Here is a 20566-nt window from a genome sequence, read left to right as displayed (position 1 = left end):
TCCGGGAACGCGAAACCGACGCGGCCTGCCCAACTACCGACACAGCGTGTCAAAGGCCGAAAAACCGGAAAAGCATGAACAGACCGGCAAATATGGCAAACCAGGTTAGCGCCATTTGCGCAGCCTTGCTCCAGTTCAGCCGGTAAGACGCAAGCGCAGACCCAGCCAGAATTAGCCAGCCAATCAACACTGTGATTGAAAGCAACGCGCCTTCGCTCATAAAATCAGCTCCATCCCGTCAAACCCGACAAGCACATGTTCAGGCGTTTCAGCGGACAATGTCGCATAATCCATGCTCTTGTCCAAATGGCTCAGCACGAGCGTTCCGGCGCCAGTCCGCTCTGCCAACGTCAGCGCAAGCTCAAGATTGGCATGCGTCGGATGAGGCTCGCGCCGCAGGCAATCACTTACGAGGACATCGACCCCAGAAAAACATCTGACCATTCCTTCCGTAATCTCACTGTAATCAGTGGCATAGACGATGGATTTGCCATCCGCTTCAAAGCGAAATCCAGTCGTTTCGCTTGGCCCATGGGGCATCTGAACCCAATCAACACCGAAACCTGCAAACATTCTCAATCGATCGAGTGTATTCAAAGCAACAATCGTCGGATAGCCATGCTGGCCAGCAAACACATATCCGAAACGCTGCCGCAACCGATATGCGGTATCTTCACCCGCAAAGCCCGAAATAGGACCCCCGCGCCCATATCGAAGAACGCGCAGGTCATCTATGCCATGGCAATGATCGGCATGATCATGGGTCCAGAAAACGCCATCGAGATGGTCGATATGATTCGCGAGAAGCTGAGCCCGCAAATCCGTTGACGTATCGACCAGCAAACGCTTGCCTTCAGCGTTCTCAACCACAATCGAGACGCGCGTTCGGCGATTCTTCGGCTCATCGGGATCGCAATCACCCCAGTCATGCCCGACCCGCGGAACGCCGGTTGATGTTCCCGAGCCAAGAAGTATCAGCTTCAAGCCGCAACCTTACTGAAGAGTCGCTGGAAATTTGCGGTCGTCTGATCAGCCAGAAGCTCTACTGGAGCGCCTCGCAATTCAGCCAGAAAGCGCGCAGTGTCAGCCACGTACGCGGGCTCGCATGATTTTCCCCGGTGCGGCACAGGCGCAAGAAACGGGCTGTCGGTTTCGACCAGGAGACGGTCTGCTGGCACATCCTTTGCTGTCTCCTGAAGTTTCTTCGCATTCTTGAAGGTGACAATACCGGAGATGGAAATCGACAGACCCATTTCGAGAACCCTCGCCCCGAATGCAGCGGTAGCGGTGAAGCAATGGATCAGCGCGGGGAAGTCCCCCTTCCCTTTCTCGTCCTCGAGGATCTCGAGCGTATCAGCCTCTGCGTCGCGCGTGTGGACGATCAAGGGTAGGCCCGTCTCACGCGCAACTCCGATATGCATCCGGAACAGATCGCGCTGCACACCGCGATCAGACTTGTCGTAATAATAATCGAGCCCTGTCTCGCCTATACCGGCAACCTTGGGGTGATTGACCTTCGCAAGCAAGGCTTCACGACCAAGGTCAGCATGAACGTCAGCCTCGTGCGGGTGGATGCCGACGCTCGCCCAGACATCGATTTCACGTTCCGCGGTACCAATCACCTGATCCCATTCGCTGAGGCGGGTCGAAATATTGAGGAATTTGCCAACGCCCGCCTCGCGCGCGCGCGACAGCACACCCTGCTGATCTTCGACCAGACCTTTGTACTCGAGATGGCAGTGGCTATCGACGAGCATCAGGCGTCCCCTTCCTCCGGCAGTTCGAGCCGCGGGAAGAGCGGGGTTGGTGCGGCAATCTGGAACCCGCTCTCTGCCAGAGGAGAATACCAGGCCTCGCGCACGCCCACGTAGGTCCTGTTTGCCTGGGGAATCCCCATCAGATCGAGCAATTTGGAACTGCTTGCGGGGATCACCGGCTGAATGGCAACTGCAAGTTGGGCAATGCAGATGTAGAGCGTTGCGAGCACCGTCTCCATGCGCTCAGGATCACTCTTGCGCAATGCCCAAGGCGCTTCTGAATCGATATAAGCATTGCAAGCAAATACCGCCTGCAGCCACGCTTCAACGCCTTGTTGCAGAGCCAATTTCTCGAAGCTCTCGGGGATGTCCTTGCTCACAGCTCTGTCCACCGCTTCGAACAAAGCCTTGTCGGCCTCCGAATGGCCGTGAATCTGCGGCAAATGGCCTTGGAGGTTCTTGGCCATAAAACCCAACGTCCGCTGCGCAAGGTTGCCAAAGGCATTGCCAAGCTCGCCATTGGCGCGCTGGACGATTGCTTCCGCTGAATAGCTGCCGTCCTGTCCGAAAGCGATTTCGCGCATGAAGAAATAGCGCAAGCTGTCGACCCCGAACCGCTCGGCAAGCTCCATCGGATCGACCACATTGCCCGCACTCTTGCTCATCTTCTCGCCCCCGCGTGCAAGCAGGAAGCCGTGGCCGAAGACCTGCTTGGGCAAAGGCAAGTCGGCGCTCATCAGGAAAGCCGGCCAGTATACTGTGTGGAAACGGACAATGTCCTTACCGATCATGTGGATATTGGCCGGCCAGTATCGCTGGAACAATTCGCCATCCACCTCGGGGAAACCGGCACCCGTCATATAGGTCGTGAGCGCGTCGACCCAGACATACATGACGTGTCCATCCGAGCCGGGGACAGGCACGCCCCAATCGAAACTGGTGCGAGAGACGCTGAGATCCTTCAGTCCACCTTCCACGAAGCGCAGCACTTCGTTCCGCCGGCTCTCGGGACGAATGAAGTCGGGGTTGTCGCGATATAGTGCAAGCAGCTTGTCCTGGTATTCTGATAAGCGGAAAAACCAGGTTTCCTCTGCCGTCCACTCAACCGGCGTGCCTTGCGGTGACAGCTTGATCTTTGTCCCGTCAGCCGCATCTTGGTCAACGAGTTCACTTTCCTCGTAAAAAGCTTCATCGCGGACTGAGTACCAGCCTTCGTAGCGATCGAGGTAGAGATCGCCAGCCGCCTCCATCCGGCGCCAAAGCTCAAGGCTTGCCGCGTGGTGGCGCTGCTCGGTTGTTCGAACGAAATCATCGTAGGACAAGTTGAGCGTATCCGCCATCTCGCGGAAATACCCAGACATCTCATCGGCAAGGTCGATCGTGGTGCGGCCCGCCTTGCGCGCGGTCTGGTCCATTTTCAGGCCGTGTTCGTCGGTCCCGGTGATGAAGCGCACATCGCGGCCCATCAGCCGCTGGAAACGGGCGATTACATCGGTTGCGATCCCTTCATAGGCATGGCCAATGTGTGGTCGCCCGTTGGGATAATTAATCGCCGTCGTAATGTAGAATGGTTCAGCCATGGGCGCGCTCGCTAGCCGCACCAGCGTCTGCAAGCAAGGTCCCGATTTCCATTGCGAGTAACCCAGGATCGAAATTGAATGTGGGCGCTTGCCGCGAAAGCGCTACCAGCTCACTATGCGCTTCGATCAAGGCGATGCGCTTGGCTGGCTCTGCTTCAGCCGCGACATCTGCTGTAATATTCCGCGCCAAGGCCAAGATCGCTTGAATGCGTTCACGATCCGGGCGTGCACCGATGCGCGCCGCAAGTTCCCCTCGCCCGCCTAGCGTTCGGTCGCCTTCTTCGAGCATTGCATGCATGACTTTAGCGAGCGATCCGAGGTCCTGCTCGATAAATTGCCGCGCGCTGCCGGGCGAGCCACCCGCAAAATGCACCGCTTCGGCCAAGGCAGACCCATCGGTATCGGGCAATGCCACCTTCAATTGCCGAACGAGGTCATCCTGTTCCAGAGGATTGAACCGAAGCACCCGGCAGCGTGACCGAATAGTCGGCAAGAGTTGGGCAGGTCGATGCGTGACCAGCAGAAAGATAGTTCCGTGCGGCGGCTCCTCCAGGCTCTTGAGCAAGGCGTTCGAAGCATTTCGCTCCATATCGTCTGCAGGATCGATGATAACGACACGCTTTTCGCCAAGCGTTGGACGGGTCGTGAGGCGCTGCTGCACTTCCCGGATTTGCGCGATGCGTATGCTGCGTGCGAGCTCAAAATCCTTCCCATCCTCGCGCTTCTTTTCCTCTTTTTCGTCCTTGGGACCATAAGTCAGCACGATGATGTCGGGATGATGTTCGAGGTCGGGCCTTGCACCCAGCAATTCGCGCGCAGCAGCATCGGCAAAGGCGCGCTTTCCCAGACCCTGCTTGCCGGCAAGGATCCAGCCATGGTGCATTCGCGAACCAGAAGCGGCCTCTCGCCAGGCAGCCCAGGCCAAAGAATGCAAAGCGGTCATTCGCCGAGGTCTCTCAGGAGCGCATCGAGCGCACGCATAATTCGATGGTGTACCTCCTCAGCTGAGCCAGAACCGTCGATGACCACAAAGCGCTGCGGTTCTTCATCAGCAAACTGACGGAAGCCCGCTGCAACCGCGCGATGATAGCTTGCATCTCGTCCGCCTATCGCATCACTCTCGCCGCCATCTCGCTCCGCAAGCCGGGCTGCGATTTCCTCATCGGGCACCTCGATAAGAAGGGTCATATCAGGAAGAAAGCCGCCACTTCCAACCTCATGGAGGGCGAGAATGGCCTCATCGCCCAATTCTCCCGCAACACCTTGATAGGCTCGGCTTGAGTCAAGGAAACGGTCGCTGATGACCCATTCCCCCCGCGCGAGCGCAGGCTTGATGCGCTGCGCGACGTGATCGGATCGTGCCGCTGCAAAGAGCAGTGCCTCGGCAGGGGCACACCACCCTTCCCCAGGAGGATCAAGCAGGAGAGATCGGATCGCTTCAGCGCCGGGTGTCCCACCAGGTTCGCGCGTTACATCGACCGTCAAACCTCGTTTGCGCAAGGCATCGGCGAGCAATCGGGCCTGCGTGGACTTGCCAGCCCCCTCCCCTCCTTCAAGCGCGATAAACACGCCTCGCCTATTTTGACCTTCAGTCATCCAAACCAGCTCATGACGGCATTGAGTACACGGTCAACAGGACCAGCCACCTCCACCGCCTTTGCAGCATAGAGCTGAACACGCGCTTCGGGTATTCCCTCTCCGCTGACAACAAGCTCTGCAACTGCTTCATTCGACGCGATTGGAGCACGCAATGGCCCGTCATATTCGATCCGCGCGGTTACCTCGCCGCGACTACCTTTCGGAACAGAAATGCGAACAGGTCCATCGCCGACCAGTGGGACCGAAAAGCTGCTGCCGTTCTGGACGCGTGCCTTGCCGACCTCCTGATCTGCAGCGAAGAGGTAGCGGTTTTCGAACCCATCGAAGCCCCATTCCATGAATTCCAGCGCGGCATCACGCCTGATCCGGGGGCTGTCCGCTCCGCCGACAACCATGACCAGGCGCTTTCCTTGACGCTTTGCCGAGCCAAGGAAACCAAAGCCGGCCTCGTAAGTAAAGCCGGTCTTGATCCCATCAGCGCCCCGCAGCACGCCGATCAGTGGATCATGATTGTTCTGCGTGATCCCATTGAAGCGGTACTCGGTTCGCCCAACGAAATGCCGGTAGAGCTCCGGGTGGCGCGTGATCATTGACGCTGCAAGCCGGGTAAGGTCACGCGCCGTGACGAAAGTTCTCCCCTCGTCCATCCAGCCATTCGGATTGGCGAAATAGCTGTTCGTCATTCCGATTGCCTGAGCATTCTCGTTCATCAGCGTGGTCCAGGCCTCAACCGAACCCGCCGCCCCTTCCGCCAGCACCACCGATCCGTCATTGGCGGACACGGTTGTGATGCCGTGCAGCAGCTGTTCAACTGTCGGGCGAGAGTCCTGACTCAGGAACATCGTTGACCCCTTGCGCCGCCATTGCCGGAATGTCTCAGGCCGGACAGTGAAGACCGCTTTGCGGTTGAGCTTTCCGGACTTGATCAGTTCAAACGCCGTATAGGTCGTCATGACCTTGGTAATAGAGGCGGGGACAAAGCGCCTGTCTGCATTGCGCTCGAACAGGATTTGCCCGCTACCGATATCGACCAGGATGGCGATTGGCACCTGCTCTTCAGCGAGGAGCGGAGACGTGGCATCACGAGCTTGTCCCGGCGCCCCACCCATTGCGAGAACAAGCGTTAGAACGAGCAGGCTGATTCGGATCAAATTCACGTATGTCAGGCTTTCCAAACACCAAGCTGTCTAGCTGCATCAGAGACGCCGCGCGACTGCGTTGCTTGGCTATCCCCGGTTCGTTTCACCGCGCAATTTCATCAGCCAGCAGCCCAACGCTCATCGCGTAATAATTGGAGCAGTTATATTCGAGGATCGCGCGGTAATTGCTGGTGAGTAGCCAAGCGCCGGTACCCGGTCCATCAGGCTGGAACAGGCTGGCCATCACACTGTCGCTTAACGGGACCTGCGGCTGGACGCCCAGCTTGCGCCATTCTGCAACGGTCTTCCACTGGCTGTGACGCTCATGCACGCGCGGGCACACCTGCGCCACAAGTTCAGTCCTGAATGCATCGACATCAAAACCCGAGGGTATGCTAACCCGTACGCCCCAAGGCTGCCCAGGGCGCCAACCTGCGGCTCGAAAATAGTTCGCAATCGAAGCAAATGTATCAGCCCGGTTGTTGAATATATCGGCACGACCGTCTCCATCACCGTCCACCGCAAGTCGAAGATATACGCTCGGCAGGAATTGCGGGTTGCCAAACGCACCGGCCCAACTGCCCACCAGTGTCCCACGCGAATAGCCCTTATCAGCCACTTTCATCAGCGCAATCCACTCGCTTGCGAACAGGTCCCGCCTGCGCCCCTCCCAAGCAAGCGTCGAAAGCGAGCGCGACATGTCAAAGTCTCCCTTGATCGTGCCATAACTCGTTTCATGCCCGAAGATCGCGACGATGATTTCGCCGGGCACCCCATATTCTCGCTCGATCTGTGCGAGCAGTGTTGGGTGCTCCCGATACACATCGCGGCCTCGATTGATGCGAATCGAATTCACATGCGTTTGCAGATAAGGCGCGAGAGGAGGAAATCCGGGATCGCTTGATGATCCCGGCTGCGCGCGGTCCAGTCGGATCACGCGCTCATTGGGGGTCAGACCCTGCGTCATCCGCTCAAGCGTTGGCTCACTCACCCCTTGCGCACGCGCCTGCGCCTTCAAAATTTCCAGATAGGCGTCGTAGCTCAAACCGCCCTCCTGCGCGCTCAACGGCGCAAAGGAAGTCGTAAGAGTCAAAGCGAAAAGAGTCGTAAGAAATCGAAGAACCTTCATAGAAACCCTTGTGCCACACAAAACCTGAACGACAAGATGCCAAAGCGGGGTGACAAGCGCGAAATACCCCGCTAGCTGCACGCTTCGAGCGGACAGGTGGCAGAGCGGTTGAATGCAGCGGTCTTGAAAACCGCCGAGGGTGCAAGCCCTCCGTGGGTTCGAATCCCACCCTGTCCGCCATCAAACCCCAATGAATTCATCGACCGCGTCGCAAGATTTCGTCCATCTGCTCTTGCAGGATGGGATCCCACTCCGCACGCAACGCCTTGATACGCTCCATCAGCGGCTCGTTTTCGTGATAAGGTATTGCGATATCATAGACATCAGCGACCTCGCGCAAAGACTTGCGGTCCATTTCTTCCCAAGCATCCGCCATGGCCTGCGCATTCTGCCGATCCACGCCGAGCGCCTCGTAGGCAGAGCGACCCATGCGCACTGAGCTGTCATAGGTCTCGCGGACAATGTCACGGCAGCCATAAGACCACAGCTCAAACACGTGGTTGCGGTCGATCGCGCGCGCTATCACGTGGAGCTGCGGGTAATTCGCAACAGCATATTTCACCAGCTTGTCGATGCTTTCCCGATCATCGAGTGCAACGACGAGCAGTTTGGCGCGCGCAATACCGGCAGCCTCAAGCAAATCCGGACGTGTCGCATCGCCGAAATATGTCCGGTATCCAAATTTGCGCACTATATCCAAGTGCCTGGAATCATAGTCGATCACCGTCGTGCTGAAATTGGCAGATTGCAGCATGCGGTCGACAATACCGCCAACCCGCCCTCGCCCGGCGATTATCACCTGGTTCTGCTCGTCAATGGTGTCGGGGTCGCGATCCTCGGAAACCGAATATCGCGGTGCGATTAGCTTGTCATAGACGATGAACAATAGCGGCGTGACGAGCATGGAAAAGGCGACCACCAGCATCAACATGCTCGCGTTGGAAGGCGCAAGAACAGCATTGCTCAAAGCAAAAGCGATCAGGACAAAGCCAAACTCACCCGCCTGAGCCAAGCCTAGGGTGAACAGCCAGCGATCCTGTTTGGCGAGCTTGAACGCTTTGCCGATGACAAACAGCACCGCCATTTTCGCCAGCAACAGGACCACAGTCCAGAACAGGACTGTCCCGAATTGCTCGGTAGCCAGCGCAAAATCGATCCCCGCGCCAACCGTGATGAAGAACAGGCCCAGCAGCAGGCTCTTGAAGGGATTGATATCCGCTTCAAGCTGATGCTTGTATTCGCTGTTCGCCAGCACCACGCCGGCAATGAAAGCGCCAAGCGCGGGCGACAGCCCGACCAGCAGCATCAGAAGCGCAATGCCGATCACAAACACAAGCGCCGCTGCCGTGAACAACTCACGCAGACCCGACGAGGCGATGAAGCGGAAGATTGGGCGGCTTAGATAGGTGCCCAGAAGCACGACCAATCCCACTGAACCCAGAGTAACTAGCCCAGCAAGCCACGGTGGCAGATGCGCCACGAGGCTAAGGCCGCCGTGGCTGTCATCGCTTGCACCAGCGGCGGTTGCAAGCTCCGGCAGCGCCAGCAGAGGCAGCACCGCCAGGATGAAAATCACTGCCACATCTTGCACCAGCAGGACTGAGAAGCTGGCTTCACCGCCGGGTCGCTTGAGCCAGCCTTTCTCTTCCAACGTCTGCAGAACAATCGCGGTCGAAGACAGCGCGAGGATCATCCCGATAGCCAGCGCAGTACGCCAGTTGTCGCCATTGAGCAGCGAAATCCCGGCAATCAGCAAGGTCGTCAGCAAAACCTGTCCGCCGCCCAGCCCGATCAAGCGCTTGCGCATCGCCCACAGCCGCCTGGGCTCAAGCTCCAGACCGATGATGAAGAGCATCATCACAACGCCGAATTCAGCAAAGTGTTGGAGCGCGATGACATCGACACCGAGGAAGACCAGCAGCGGGCTCAGCGCCATCCCAGCGAGCAAGTAACCGAGCACCGAACCCAGCCCGAAGCGAGTTGCGATAGGGACAGCGATGACCCCGGCAACCAGCAGGATAAACGCGAGGAGGAGGAATTCGGTCATGTCCGACCTCTCCCCTCTCCCGCGTCAAAGGTCAAATGTGCAGCGCCTTGCCATAAGCCGCGAGCACGCTTTCATGCATGCTCTCGCTGATCGTCGGATGCGGGAAGACCGTCTGCATCAGTTCAGCCTCGGTCGTCTCCAGCGTCTTGCCGATGGTATAGCCCTGGATCATCTCCGTCACTTCCGCGCCGACCATATGCGCACCGAGCAATTCGCCGGTTTTCGCATCGAACACGGTCTTGGTGAAGCCTTCCGCTTCGCCCAGCGCAATGGCCTTGCCGTTGCCGATGAACGGGAACATGCCGACCTTGACGGTGTAGCCTGCTTCCTTCGCTTTCGCCTCGGTCATGCCGACACTCGCGATCTGCGGGTGGCAATAGGTGCAGCCCGGGATCGCATCGCGGTTGGTAGGGTGCGGGTGGACATCCTTGTTGCCAAGCTCCTGCGCGATCGCTTCGGCCGCGGTCACGCCTTCATGGCTAGCCTTGTGCGCGAGCCACGGCCCCGGCGTGCAATCGCCGATCGCCCACAGGCCCTTCGACTTGGTCCGGCCATAGGGGTCGATCTGGATGAAGCCACGATCCATCTCGGCAAGCTTCTCCAGCCCGATATTCTCAGTGTTGGGCTGGATACCGATGGCCACGATGCAATGGCTGAACTCGTGTTCGGCAACCTTGCCGTCCTTACCTTTGATCTTGGCCTTCACGCACTTGGCGTCCGCCTTGATATCCTCGACGCCCGCGCCAGTCATGATCGTCATGCCCTGCTTGGTGAGCGACTTTTCAAGGAACACGCTGACCTCGTGGTCTTCAACCGGTACGATCCGCTCAAGCATCTCCACGACCGTCACATCGCAGCCCATGTCGTTGTAGAAGCTGGCGAACTCGATCCCGATCGCGCCCGAACCGATGACGAGCAGCTTCTTCGGCATTTCAGGCGGCGTCATCGCCGTACGATAGGTCCAGATCCGCTTGCCATCGGCAGGGGCGAAGGGCAGATCGCGAGCGCGCGCGCCGGTCGCAACGATCACATGCTTGGCAGCGAGCTTTTCCTCGCCTTTGTCCGACTTCACCGACAGCGAAGTTGGGCCGGTCAGGGTCCCCTCGCCCATATGCACGGTGATCTTGTTCTTCTTCATCAGGTGCGTAACGCCCTGATTGAGCTGCTTCGCAACGCCGCGCGAACGCTTCACCACAGCTTCGAGATCAGCTTCGATTGTGCCCGCAATCTTGAGGCCGTAATCCTTCGCATGCTGAGCGTAATGCAAGATCTCTGCCGAGCGCAGCAGCGCCTTGGTCGGGATACAGCCCCAATTGAGGCAGATCCCGCCGAGCAGCTCGCGCTCGACAATCGCGGTCTTGAGGCCCAGCTGCGCGCAGCGGATCGCCGCGACATAGCCGCCGGGGCCGCTGCCCAGCACGATCACGTCATAGGAATTGTCAGCCATTGCACTTCCTCAAGTCATTCAGATTCGCGAACCCGGGCCTGAACAAGGCCGCATGTTGGATACACATGTTACACAGTCCTGAAGAACATTTTTCGCGAGGGAAGAACTCTCCTGTTCTCCTATGACATCACTCAGATGTCGGGCAAACTTCAGCATTCTTAGATCCTGCCACGGGTATAGGGGAGTAGGATAGAACTTATACTGTTCATCGATCCAATGTAGGTAGTCGACAATCGATAGCTCTTTCGAAAATTCAAACGCGTTCATTGCGCCTAAGGAGGATATGAATTCCAAGCCAAATTGCGCTTGTGCATAGCGAGCATATAACGAGACCGAGGCCTGCCCGAATTGCCGTCGTAAATGAGATTTCGTTCCCGAGAAGGAAGGCAATTGTCAGCAAAGGAAGGGTTAATACTGAAGCGTAGATCGCATTCGCTACAGTCGAATCCAAGATTGCGCGGGACGCGGAGAGGCCCGCTTTGATCGCTCGCTCGAAAACCGGCGCTTGGATTGCCAAGAGTCCGAAACCAAGTGGAAGCCCTACAAATGCGAGGCTTATCACAAGGGACATAAGAACCCTCTCAATAACGCTTGGGGCGCTCTCACTCACATTGAACAATAAGATCGCGACAGCGGATACCACTGCGAACCAAGTGAGTCCGATGCTCAACGATGCGCGATATCGCCTCAAACCACCAGCCCCATCGGATTCTCAACGAGCTGCTGGAACGCCTGCATCAGCTGCGCGCCGTCTGCGCCGTCGATAGCGCGATGGTCAAAGCTGCCGGTCGCGCTCATCACGGTCGCGACTTGCAGCGCGCCGTCGACAACATGCGGACGCTGCTCGCCTGCACCCACTGCGAGGATCATCGCCTGTGGCGGGTTGATCACTGCGTCGAACTGCTTGGTGCCGAACATGCCAAGGTTGGAAAGCGAGGCCGTGCCGCCCTGGAACTCGTGCGGTTGCAGTTTGCCGTCGCGCGCCTTGCCTGCAAGATCCTTCATCTCGGTCGAAATCTGCGCGAGGCCCTTGCGGCCCGCATCGCGAATGATCGGCGTGATGAGGCCTGAAGGCGCGGCGACTGCGACCGAGATATCCTCGCGGGTGTACTGGAACAGCTCATCGCCCTGGAAGCTGACATTGCAGGCCGGAACGCGCTGCAATGCTCGGGCGAGCGCCTTGATCAGCAGATCGTTGACGGACAGCTTCACGCCATCGGCTTCGAGGCTCTTGTTAAGCTCGCTCCGCAGCTTGAGCAGCGCATCGAGGCGCACGTCCACGGTGAGATAGATATGCGGGATGGTCTGCTTCGCTTCGGTCAAGCGGCGCGCGATGACCTTGCGGACATTGTTGAGCTTGTGCGCTTCATACGGCGCGTCGAGGTCACCGCCGAGCTGCACAGGTGCAGGAGCTGAAGCTGGTGCAGGTGCGGCTTCCGCCTTCGCAGGCACCGCGCCCGGCTGTGCGCCTTCGACATCGGCTTTGACGATCCGGCAATTGGGGCCGGAGCCCTTTACGCTGGACAGGTCGATGCCCTTTTGCTCTGCAATACGCTTGGCCAATGGAGAAGCGATAATCCGGTCTGAACTCCCGGACGCCGTTTGCCCTGAGCTTGTCGAAGGGCTGTCTTTCTTCTGGGACGTGGGCGCAGGAGAAGAAGGCAGGGCTTCGACAGGCTCAGCCCGAACGGGTTCCTTTGACTCGGCGCCTTTGGCATCCCCGCCAGCCGCCGCCGCTTCCTCCACATCTTCGCCCTCTTCAGCGAGGATCGCAATCACTGTCCCGACAGCAACATTTTCCGTGCCTTCCGCGACTTCGATCTTCGCGATCACGCCTTCATCGACCGCTTCGAATTCCATCGTTGCCTTGTCGGTCTCGATCTCGGCCATGATATCGCCGGCGGAAACCGTATCACCCACAGCGACGAGCCATTTGGCGAGCGTGCCTTCTTCCATGGTCGGTGAAAGCGCGGGCATCTTGATTGCAATAGGCATGTTTGCTCGAATTTTCCCTCTGTTGACGCAGCGTCAAACTTGCCGTTCCCCTCTGGCGAATTCGAGCGCGCGCGGCAAGGTCCTTGCGAAGAATACGATTTCAGCCAATACCTGTTGGCGGCATAAACATGTGAGGGTCAGATGCGCGTTTTCCTGGTGGTCATGGACGAGACGAGAGAGGCGCGGTCGTCGCTGCGCTATGCCTCGCGCCGCGCAGCCGCAGTTGATGGCGCGGTGCATATTCTCGCGCTCGTGCCGCAGCAGAATGTCAGCGCATTTGGTGCAGTGCAGGCGACCATTGAGCAGGAAGCGCGCGACCGGGCAGAAGTTCTCGCGCATGGCGCGGCGGGCAATCTTATGGCGGAAAGTGGGATCATGCCCGCGATCTCTGTGCGCGTTGGCAATGCGCAAAACATGGTGCGTGAGTTCCTCGCCGAACATCCGGAGGTTGCCGCGCTCGTGCTCGGCGCTGCGGCCGGAAGCAATCCGGGGCCGCTCGTCACCCACTTTTCCGCCCAGGCCGGAAGCTTGCCCTGCCCGCTTTATATCGTGCCGGAAGGGTATGACGAACTGGCGGAGAAGTCCGCGGGCTGAGTTAGCTCAGCGCTTGCGGCCCTGATGGCGGATGTTGGAAGGGCGTCCACGCTTGCCAGTCTTGAACTTGCCTTTGCCACCCATTCGCTCACCATAGCGCGCTGCAGGCCTTGCCCCCCGCGCTTCAATTACATTGCCATCGGCATCGACCGGCACGAACTTGAGCGCGCCGGTCAGTGGGTTCGCCTCCGCCAGCTTCAGTTTCAAGCGGTCGCCCGACGCATAACGCGTTCCGCTATCCTCCCCGACCAGCGCTTGCGCGGCTTCCTCATAGCGGAAATGTTCGCGCCCAAGAGTTGAAACCGGAACCAGCCCGTCCCCGCCCAGCCCGAGGATCGTGGCGAAGAGACCGAAGCTTTGAACGCCGGTGATGCGGGTGTCGAACACCTCGCCAATGCGGTGCGAGAGCCATGCTGCAACATAGCGGTCGATGGTGTCGCGCTCCGCTTCCATCGCGCGGCGCTCGGTCTGGCTAATTGCATCGGTGATCTGCTGGAGCGAATGCCGGTCGCGATCAGAGAGGCCTGTCGCATCAGGCAGGTCGAGCTTCGGTTTGGGTTGCTCCAGCTTGTACGCATCGACCAGCGCGCGGTGGACCAGCAGGTCAGAATAGCGGCGAATGGGTGAAGTGAAATGCGCATAGCTGCCGAGCGCCAACCCGAAGTGCCCCGCATTGGCCGGTCCGTAATAGGCCTGCGTTTGCGTCCGCAGCACCGCTTCCATGACCTGCGCTTTCTCAGCCTCGTCGGTCACGTCTTTCAGCATCCGGTTGAACAGACCCGGCGTCACGACTTGCCCGAGCGCGAGCTTGCGGCCCGAAGTTGCGAGGAAATCGCGCAGCGCGATCAGTTTCTCGCGCGCCGGAGGCTCATGGACGCGGTAAACCACGGGCGAATTCTTCGCTTCGAGCGCTTTTGCCGCGGCGACATTGGCGGCAATCATGAAGTCTTCGACCACGCGGTGCGCATCCAAGCGTTCGCGCACTTCGATTGTCTCGATCTGGCCCTGTTCGTTGAGCAAAACGCGCCGTTCGGGCAGTTCCAGCTCAAGCGGATCGCGTGCGTGCCGCGCCCTTTCTAGCAGCTTCCATGCGCCCCAAAGGTGCGTCAGGAATTCCGGTTCCTCGCCCGCGTCAACCGCGGCCTGAGCGTCCTCGTACGCGATATTGTGCGCGATACGGACAATGGCGCGAGCAAAGCGCTTTGAGGTGACATTGCCATCGCCATCGATGTGCAGATGGCACACCATCGCCGCGCGGTCTTCGCCATGTTTGAGCGAACATTTATCCGCGCTGAGAACCTCAGGCAGCATCGGCACCACCCGGTCGGGGAAATAGACCGAATTTCCGCGCTTGCGCGCCTCGCGGTCAAGCGCCCCGCCGGGCCGCACGTAATAGGATACGTCCGCAATCGCGACGACTGCGTCATAGCCGCCATCCTTGGCAGGACTTGCCCAGATCGCATCATCATGGTCGCGCGCATCAGCCGGATCGATCGCGATGATCGGCAGATGGCGCAGGTCCTCGCGGTGGTCCTCGCTCAAGCTGAGCTCGGTCGCGATCTCCGCCTCTTCTAGAGCCTCGGCAGGGAAGACATGCGGGATCCCGTGCTTGGCGATTGCAATCAGACTGAAGCTTTTCGGCGCGAGCGGATCGCCGACCACTTCGACGACCTTGACGCCAGACCGCTCTGACCGGCCAGTGCGCTCGGCAATAACGAGCTGGCCTTCCTCCGCGCCTGCGAGATCGGAAATCGGCGAGGAATTGCGGATGCGCTTGTCGACCGGAGCAAGCCAGGGTTTACCCGTGCCGTCGAACTCGACCACGCCCATCAGCCCTTCTGTGCGCGCAGGCAGCCTCTTCATCGGGTGGGCGATCCACCCGCTTGTCGTTTCCTCCGTCCGCGAAAGAACCCGGTCACCGCGCTTGAGCGCAGGCAGCCGTTTGCCGCCCTTCCCTTTCTGCTCCTTGAGCGTGAGGCGAGGAGGCTTCTCCGGCGCATCGGGCGACCAATTGTCAGGTTCCGCAATCGCTTCGCCATCTTCGATATCGACGACGCGGAGCACAGTGACCTTAGGCACGCCGCCCATCCGGTGATAGGCGGCTTTCTTGCCGTCGATCAGGCCTTCCTCGGCCATGTCCTTGAGCAATCGCTTAAGCGCGATCTTTTCCTGCCCCTTCAGCCCGAACGCCTTGGCAATCTCGCGCTTTCCTGCAGGCGTGTCAGACGACTGGAGAAACTCCAGCACCTGTTCGCGTGAGGGTAGGCCTGCCGGACGCCGGGAAGGTCGTTTGACCAAGGCCTAATACGCCCGCGCGACGAGAATGCGCTCGACCGCAGGCTCGCCGGTGAAGATGCAGGTGCCATTTGCCGGCTCGCTATCGCGCGGTACGTTGCGGATGGTAAGCTTGTGCGCCTTCAGCATCTCGACCACCTGCTCCAGCCTGTCTCCGGTTGGCTTGGACCACTGCACCTCGACCCAGCCCGGAAATTGCTCGCCGGAAGCAAAGAAGGCCGCAACCTCGTCCATGCTGGTCACGCCGCGCGTGATGTTGGCATCGCGGCGATCGCGGGCCTCATTAAACAGGTTCGCCTGAATCTCTTCGAGCACCGTTGATGCGCGAGCGACAAAGCCGTCGCGGTCTGCAAAGTCGAAATTCGGCTTGCCGTTGTCGCTGTTCCACAAGTCATCGCGGCGCAGGACTGCAAGCTTGCTGCCTTCCATGTCGCGGCTGCCGACTTCGATAATGACAGGCGCGCCCTTGCGTACCCAGTCCCAGCGCTTGGCCGCGGCCTTGCCAGCCCGCTTGTCAAGCAGCACGCGAACCGGCTCCCCCATGCTCGATTGTGCGGCGAGCGCAGCGCGGACGTCCTCGCAATAAGCGAGCAGCGCTTCGTCCTCGGGCTGGTCGCGCAGCATCGGCAGGATCACGATCTGATGCGGCGCGATCTTTGGGGGAACGCGCAGTCCATCATCATCGCCGTGCGTCATGATGACCCCGCCGATGAGGCGCGTAGACACGCCCCAGCTGGTGGTGTGCGCGAACTGCTCGCTGCCTTCGCGGTCCTGATACTTGATCCCGGCCGCTTTCGCGAAATTGGTCCCGAGATAATGCGATGTGCCCGCCTGAAGCGCCTTGCCATCCTGCATCATCGCTTCGATCGACCAGGTTTCGTCCGCGCCGGGAAAACGCTCGTTCTCAGGCTTTTCGCCAGCAATCACGGGTAGCGCAAGGTCTTCCTCGGCACAGGCACGGTACATTTCAAGCGCACGGTGCGTCTCTGCCAGCGCGTCTTCGCGGTTCTCATGCGCGGTATGCCCTTCCTGCCACAGGAACTCGCTTGTCCGCAGGAACATCCGTGTGCGCATTTCCCAGCGCACAACATTGGCCCACTGGTTGGTGAGCAGCGGCAGGTCGCGCCAACTCTGAATCCAGCGCGCCATCGCATCGCCAATGATCGTCTCTGACGTCGGACGCACAACCAGCGGCTCTTCCAGCTTGGCTTCAGGATCAGGGATCAGGCCGCCTTCGCCGTCGCCGATCAAGCGGTGATGCGTGACGACCGCCATTTCCTTCGCAAAGCCTTCGACGTGAGCCGCCTCGCGCTCGAAATTCTTCAGCGGAATGAAGATCGGGAAATAGACATTGTCCACGCCGGCCGCCTTGATCCGGTTATCCATCAGGCGCTGGATGCGCTCCCAGATGCCATAACCCCATGGCTTGATGACCATACAGCCGCGCACGCCCGATTCCTCGGCCATTTCAGCTGCCGAAATGACTTCCTGATACCATTTGGCAAAATCGTCAGTGCGTTTGACCGACAAGGCGTGACGGATGTTGGACACGTGTGTTTCTCGTTGCTGATGTGAGGCTAGAAAGGAGCGGAGCCCTTAGAGCGAAGGACACCTACTTGCCAAGCTCATCCAGCTTCTTCTGCATTTGCGCCATCTGCTCGCGCAATGCAGCCAGCTCTTCCTTATCGGTTGCGCCGTCATCCCGCGCTGTGGGTTTGACCTGCCCACCGGACAACAACGTGTCTGCTGCGGCGCGCATCATCGCCATGTTTGTTTCGTGCAGCTTAGCCAACGGGGAATTGCTGATGCCTTTCTCGAAAGCCTCGCGGATCTTCGCCTGGTTCTGGCGGAAGTTCTGCATGCTCGCTTCGAGATAGCTTGGCATGAGCGCTTGCATCGAATTGCCATACATTCCGATCAACTGGCGCAGAAAATTGACCGGCAGCATCTGTTCGCCGCCGCTTGCTTCTTCATCCATTATGATCTGCGTCAGGATGGAATGCGTAATATCATCGCCGCTTTTTGCGTCCAGAACCTGGAACTCGACATCATCGCGGACCATGCCGGCAAGATCCTCCAGCGTGATGTAGCTGGAGCTGTCAGTATTATACAGCCGACGGTTCGCGTATTTCTTGATTGTGATCGGCTGACCGTCATCTCGCTTCGCTCTTCCCATGAGTTCTCTTTCCGGATTCGTGCTACAGAAAAATGCTGCATAGCCGATTAGCACCTGCACAATGTGCAGTGCAACATCACCCGTTAACGCTGCGCAAGCGTTTTCCTAACACTGTCAGCAATTCATATTGAGAAAGAGTGGTTTGCTGCGCAGCATTTTGCAGTGAATAAGGTAGGGAAACCCAATCGCCCTCGCGCAATTCCGGCGCTTCGGTAAGGTCTGCGACGATCATGTCCATCGAGACCGTGCCAAGCATCGGCAAGCGTGTCTCTCCATGTTGGAATGATCCGCCACCACCCCCGCTCTGCCCCCATGCGCGAAGCACGCCGTCCGCATAGCCGAGCGAAACCACGCCGACGCGCATGTCGCGCGGCGCAGTAAAGCGTGCATTATAGCCGACTGATTCCCCCGCAGAAATATCACGCGTCTGAAGGATAGCAGCCTCGATGCCTGCCACAGGCTTGATAGCCTCGCCGAGTTCAGCACGAGGAACCCCGCCATAGAGCGACAAGCCCGGACGCGTGAGGTCGAAATGGTACCCGCTGCCAAGCGCGATGCCAGCACTGTTCGCAAGGCTCAAAGTGCGATGCGGCAAGGCTCCGCGAACGTCCTTGAACCGCTCCAGCTGGCGCGCATTCATCGCGCTGTCCTCATCCGCGCAGGCGAGATGCGACATCAGTACGTCTACTTCGAGGGCCTGGACACTCGCATCGCTGAGATCGTCTTGGGAAAGGCCCAAACGGTTGATGCCGGTATCAACCATCACATGGCAGCGTCCACCGCCGCTCTCGATCCATAGCTTCGCCTGATAAACCGAGTTGATGACAGGAGCCACGCCGCTCGCTCTCGCATAGGCTGCATCCTTTGGCGTCAGCACCCCATGCAAGACCGCGATCTGAGCAGGCGGAACGTGGCGCGCGACGTCAGCGACTTCGCTCCAATGCGCTACCAGGAAATGCTCGCAACCGGCATCGCGAAAGACGGGCACGCAGGTGTCCACTCCCAGACCATAGCAGTCCGCCTTGACCGCAGCGCCAGCAACAGCGGCTCCGGACATGGTATTGAGCGCGCGCCAGTTGCTCGCGAGAGCCTGTGTGTCGACGGTCAGCCTGAGTGTCGGCGGCGGATTTCTCAGGGGCTCTCTCAGGGGCTTACCCTGCATCTTCGCCGAAGTCTCGCGGTGGGCCTGACGGCAGGCCCCACAGCGCCACGACCACACCAATCGCGACAACGACCCAAGTGTACCACAGCCCTGCATAGATATCGCCGCTTTGCGCCACGATGATCCCTGCAATCAGCGGCAGGAAGCCGCCCAGGTAGCCTGCGCCGATGTGATAAGGGATCGACATCGAGGAATAGCGGATCGCAGGCGGAAACATCTCTGACAACAGCGCGGCAACCGAACCGTAAGTGAGCGCAGAAAGCCACCCCATCCACAGCAGAACGGCAATAATCCCGAGCCATCTGGCAGCGCTCAGTTCCGGCTGCGAGAAATCGAACCCGTTCTCCGTCAAGGCCGCTTGCAGGCCAGCCTTGCGCGCTGCGCTGTCGGTGAACCATTCTTCATCAATCACAATCGGCTGGCCAGACACGGTAATGCCAAGCTGTGATGATTCTTCGACGGTGTAGAATACGCCCGACGCAGTCAGCGTTTCCAGCAAAGTGCCGCATTGCGTCTGGCTGCGATCAAACAGCTCCGCAAACGGATCGGTGGTGCATTGCTCGCCGCTCACCACCACGGGGTTGCGTTCCGAGGCGTCAGCAAGGCCCGGATTGGCTAGCGAGCCCATCAGCCAGAAGGCGGGAAACAGCGTCAAAAGCGTGAGAACCGCACCAATCACAATCGGCTTGCGGCGCCCCACCCGATCGGACCATTTGCCGACAATCACGTAGAACGCCATCGCGATCGTTCCAGCGAAGAACAGGATGACTTCTACCGTAAGCGCATCGAGGTTCATCGGACCGCGCAGGAACGACATGCCGCTGAAGAACGCGGTGTACCAGATCGTTGTCAGAATTCCGGTGACGCCGAACAGGGCGACGAAGATGCGCTTCTTGTTGCCTGGATAGGTGAAGCTTTCCACGAAGGGGTTCTTGGCGGTCTCACCGGCTTCCTTCATGGCCTTGAAGACCGGACTTTCGGAAAGCATCAGGCGCATCCACAAGGAAATGCCCAGCAGGATGATCGAGAGCAGAAAGGGCACGCGCCAGCCCCAGGCGAGGAAATCGTCCTCGGGGATCAGGAACCGGCAGGCCAGCACAACCGCGATCGACAGGACAAATCCGCCTGCCACGCTTGCCTGGATGAAGCTGGTGTAAAAGCCGCGTTTGTCAGGCGGAGAATGCTCTGCCACATAGATCGCCGCGCCGCCATATTCCCCGCCCAGCGCAAGCCCCTGGATGACGCGCAGAATGATGACGATTATCGGAGCCGCAATACCGATCGTATCCACGGTCGGGATCATGCCGACCCCCGCCGTCGCGATACCCATCAAGGTGACGGTCACAAGGAAGGTATATTTGCGCCCAAGCTTGTCGCCAAGATATCCGAACAGGATCGCGCCAATCGGACGGAACGCAAATCCTACCGCGAAGGTCGACCACACCAGCAGCAATGCAAGCGTATCATTCTCCACATCGTAAAACGCGTCCTTGAGGATATAGGCGAGCGTTCCGTAGATGAAGAAATCGTACCACTCGAACACAGTACCAGCGCTGCTCGCGCCGATGACAAGGCGAATTTCCTTCTGGCTGGGCTCTCTCGCCGCTTGATCTGCTGCAGCTGACATGGCTTCCCTTACGAACTCC

At 59.1% G+C, this 20566-nt stretch carries 17 protein-coding genes and 1 tRNA gene; 2 read left to right on the top strand and 16 right to left on the bottom strand.

The window, feature by feature from the left end; all coding sequences use genetic code 11:
* Positions 1-49: 49 nt before the first annotated feature.
* The 8 genes from ACG9DO_RS10530 to ACG9DO_RS10495 form a co-directional block, all read right to left on the bottom strand.
* Positions 50-220, bottom strand: a complete 171-nt coding sequence (locus tag ACG9DO_RS10530; protein WP_394727674.1) for a hypothetical protein — start codon at positions 218-220, stop codon at positions 50-52.
* Entirely contained in the window at positions 217-984 is a 768-nt protein-coding gene (locus ACG9DO_RS10525) for an MBL fold metallo-hydrolase (RefSeq protein WP_394727672.1), read from the bottom strand. Before ACG9DO_RS10525 ends, ACG9DO_RS10530 begins: the two co-directional genes overlap by 4 nt.
* Positions 981-1757 carry a TatD family hydrolase gene (locus tag ACG9DO_RS10520; RefSeq protein ID WP_394727670.1) on the bottom strand — a complete coding sequence of 259 codons (777 nt, stop codon included), beginning with the start codon at positions 1755-1757 and terminating at the stop codon, positions 981-983. Before ACG9DO_RS10520 ends, ACG9DO_RS10525 begins: the two co-directional genes overlap by 4 nt.
* Positions 1757-3337, bottom strand: a complete 1581-nt coding sequence (gene metG / locus ACG9DO_RS10515) for a methionine--tRNA ligase (protein WP_394727668.1) — start codon at positions 3335-3337, stop codon at positions 1757-1759. Before metG ends, ACG9DO_RS10520 begins: the two co-directional genes overlap by 1 nt.
* Complete coding sequence (locus tag ACG9DO_RS10510; RefSeq protein ID WP_394727666.1) at positions 3330-4280, bottom strand: AAA family ATPase; 951 nt, start codon at positions 4278-4280, stop codon at positions 3330-3332. The genes metG and ACG9DO_RS10510 overlap by 8 nt, the downstream gene beginning before the upstream one ends.
* The gene (gene tmk / locus ACG9DO_RS10505; protein WP_394727664.1) at positions 4277-4933 is read right to left on the bottom strand and encodes a dTMP kinase; all 657 of its coding nucleotides are present in this window, start codon (positions 4931-4933) and stop codon (positions 4277-4279) included. Before tmk ends, ACG9DO_RS10510 begins: the two co-directional genes overlap by 4 nt.
* Positions 4930-6093, bottom strand: a complete 1164-nt coding sequence (locus tag ACG9DO_RS10500) for a D-alanyl-D-alanine carboxypeptidase family protein (protein WP_394727662.1) — start codon at positions 6091-6093, stop codon at positions 4930-4932. The genes tmk and ACG9DO_RS10500 overlap by 4 nt, the downstream gene beginning before the upstream one ends.
* Before the next feature lie 85 nt (positions 6094-6178).
* Positions 6179-7204, bottom strand: coding sequence for a lytic transglycosylase domain-containing protein (locus ACG9DO_RS10495; RefSeq protein ID WP_394727660.1), 1026 nt, complete (start codon positions 7202-7204; stop codon positions 6179-6181).
* Positions 7205-7294: 90 nt separating this feature from the next.
* Here ACG9DO_RS10495 and ACG9DO_RS10490 point away from each other — a divergent pair.
* Positions 7295-7384: transfer RNA gene (locus ACG9DO_RS10490), tRNA-Ser, on the top strand.
* Positions 7385-7400: 16 nt separating this feature from the next.
* On the opposite strand, the gene ACG9DO_RS10485 is transcribed toward ACG9DO_RS10490, so the two are convergent.
* The 3 genes from ACG9DO_RS10485 to ACG9DO_RS10475 all read right to left on the bottom strand — a co-directional run bounded on the left by ACG9DO_RS10485 (position 7401) and on the right by ACG9DO_RS10475 (position 12693).
* Positions 7401-9251 carry a cation:proton antiporter gene (locus ACG9DO_RS10485; RefSeq protein WP_394727658.1) on the bottom strand — a complete coding sequence of 617 codons (1851 nt, stop codon included), beginning with the start codon at positions 9249-9251 and terminating at the stop codon, positions 7401-7403.
* Positions 9252-9282: 31 nt separating this feature from the next.
* Positions 9283-10698, bottom strand: a complete 1416-nt coding sequence (gene lpdA / locus ACG9DO_RS10480) for a dihydrolipoyl dehydrogenase (RefSeq protein WP_394727656.1) — start codon at positions 10696-10698, stop codon at positions 9283-9285.
* A gap of 687 nt (positions 10699-11385) precedes the next feature.
* Entirely contained in the window at positions 11386-12693 is a 1308-nt protein-coding gene (locus tag ACG9DO_RS10475; protein ID WP_394727654.1) for a pyruvate dehydrogenase complex dihydrolipoamide acetyltransferase, read from the bottom strand.
* 141 nt (positions 12694-12834) lie between these two features.
* On the opposite strand from ACG9DO_RS10475, the gene ACG9DO_RS10470 reads away from it, so the two are divergent.
* Complete coding sequence (locus tag ACG9DO_RS10470) at positions 12835-13287, top strand: universal stress protein (RefSeq protein WP_394727652.1); 453 nt, start codon at positions 12835-12837, stop codon at positions 13285-13287.
* Positions 13288-13293: 6 nt separating this feature from the next.
* Here the strand turns inward: ACG9DO_RS10470 and rnr are convergent, their stop codons facing one another.
* The 5 genes from rnr to ACG9DO_RS10445 all read right to left on the bottom strand — a co-directional run bounded on the left by rnr (position 13294) and on the right by ACG9DO_RS10445 (position 20547).
* Positions 13294-15585 (bottom strand): ribonuclease R, encoded by a 2292-nt coding sequence (gene rnr, locus ACG9DO_RS10465; RefSeq protein ID WP_394727650.1) that lies wholly within the window; start codon positions 15583-15585, stop codon positions 13294-13296.
* A 3-nt stretch (positions 15586-15588) separates the two neighbouring features.
* Positions 15589-17133, bottom strand: a complete 1545-nt coding sequence (proS, locus tag ACG9DO_RS10460; protein WP_394727648.1) for a proline--tRNA ligase — start codon at positions 17131-17133, stop codon at positions 15589-15591.
* Positions 17134-17194: 61 nt separating this feature from the next.
* Positions 17195-17758: a polyhydroxyalkanoate synthesis repressor PhaR gene (phaR, locus tag ACG9DO_RS10455; RefSeq protein WP_394727646.1), complete on the bottom strand. Its 564-nt coding sequence runs from the start codon at positions 17756-17758 to the stop codon at positions 17195-17197.
* A gap of 76 nt (positions 17759-17834) precedes the next feature.
* On the bottom strand, positions 17835-18920 hold the full coding sequence (gene alr / locus ACG9DO_RS10450) for an alanine racemase (RefSeq protein WP_394727644.1): 1086 nt from the start codon (positions 18918-18920) through the stop codon (positions 17835-17837).
* Positions 18910-20547 (bottom strand): MFS transporter, encoded by a 1638-nt coding sequence (locus ACG9DO_RS10445; RefSeq protein WP_394727642.1) that lies wholly within the window; start codon positions 20545-20547, stop codon positions 18910-18912. Before ACG9DO_RS10445 ends, alr begins: the two co-directional genes overlap by 11 nt.
* Between the last annotated feature and the right edge of the window lie 19 nt (positions 20548-20566).

The sequence above is a fragment of the Altererythrobacter sp. GH1-8 genome (genome assembly GCF_043702085.1).
Lineage (GTDB): Bacteria > Pseudomonadota > Alphaproteobacteria > Sphingomonadales > Sphingomonadaceae > Erythrobacter.
This window is presented reverse-complemented; position numbering and strand designations above follow the sequence as displayed.